General features: G+C 60.9%; 1 protein-coding gene. It reads left to right on the top strand.

The window, feature by feature from the left end; translation table 11 throughout:
* Nucleotides 1–69 precede the first annotated feature (69 nt).
* Nucleotides 70–1253, top strand: a protein-coding gene (locus tag E3T24_RS05705; protein ID WP_134366157.1) for an IS3 family transposase whose coding sequence is annotated in 2 segments (ribosomal slippage) — nt 70–331 and nt 331–1253 — 1185 coding nt in all. Because the reading frame shifts where the segments join, the coding sequence is not laid out codon by codon here.
* Nucleotides 1254–1298 lie beyond the last annotated feature (45 nt).

Below are 1298 nucleotides of genomic sequence, written 5' to 3'. Positions count from 1 at the left end.
TGACCTGCCGCGGAGTTCTCGGACAGTGGGCCCTCTTAAAATGAGGGACTACTGAAAGTAGAGATCAGCATGACCGCATCACGTCGGAAATTTACCCAGGAGTTCAAGGACGAGCTGTGCCGCGAGGTGATCAACACATCCAAACCAATCAAGGACGTGGCCACCGCATACGGCGTCGGCCCGGAGACTCTGCGCAACTGGTTGATCAAGTACCGCGAGGCCAACGGCGGCACGGAGGCGGATCTGACGGTGTCGGAACGGGCCCGGCTGAAAGAGCTCGAGCGTGAAGTTCAGGAGCTGCGGGCGGAGACCGCTTTCTTGAAAAAAGCCAGCGCTTACTTCGCCCGGGAGCAGCGGTAGTGAGCAAGTATGAATTCATCGATTCCCAAAAATCAGAGCCCGCCAACCTGAATTCGGTGGTGAAAATGTGCCTGTGGTTGACCGTCTCGACGTCCGGTTTCTATCACTGGGCCACGCGTCCGCAATCGGCCACCGCGGCCCGCCGGGAGACCCTGATAGCCCGGGTCCAATACTTCTTCGAGGAGTCCGAGGGCACCTACGGGTACCGGCGCATCCACGCCGACCTCGCCGCGGAAAAGACCGAGTGCTCACCCGAGCTGGTACGGCAGATCATGCGCCACCAGGGCCTGGTGGCCTGTCAGCCGCGCCCATTCCGCATCACCACCGCCGCTGACGCTGAGGCCGCCGCGAGCATGCCCGACCTCGTCAAACGGGACTTCACCGCCGACCGCCCCGGGGTGAAGTTCGTCGGCGACATCACCTACATCCACACCTGGCAAGGGTTCATCTACCTGGCCACCGTCATCGACTGCTACTCCAAGAAAGTCGTCGGCTGGTCCATCGCCGATCACATGCGCACCGAGCTCGTCGCCGACGCTCTCAAGAACGCCGCCGCAACGAGCCAGATCGAGCCTGACGCGATCTGGCACTCCGATCGGGGCAGTGTCTACACCTCGACCGATTTCAGGGCCTTGGTGACTAGCCTGGGCATGCGCTCGTCGATGGGACGCACGGGCGTGTGCTGGGACAACAGCATGGCGGAATCGTTCTTCTCGATGCTCAAGAACGAGCGCGTCTACCGGACCGTTTATGCGACCAAATCACAAGCTCGCAGCGACGTCATTCGCTACATCGAGGGGTTTTACAACAGCCGGCGTCGGCACTCCGCTCTCGGTTACCGGCGTCCTAACGAAGTCCACTATGGTTATCAACAGTCAGCCCTGGCAGCGTAGAAGAATCCACTAATTCCGCTGTCCGAAATCCCCGCAGCAGCTCAG

Origin of the sequence: Cryobacterium sp. TmT2-59 (assembly GCF_004403545.1) — a bacterium.
Lineage (GTDB): Bacteria > Actinomycetota > Actinomycetes > Actinomycetales > Microbacteriaceae > Cryobacterium > Cryobacterium shii.
This window is presented reverse-complemented; position numbering and strand designations above follow the sequence as displayed.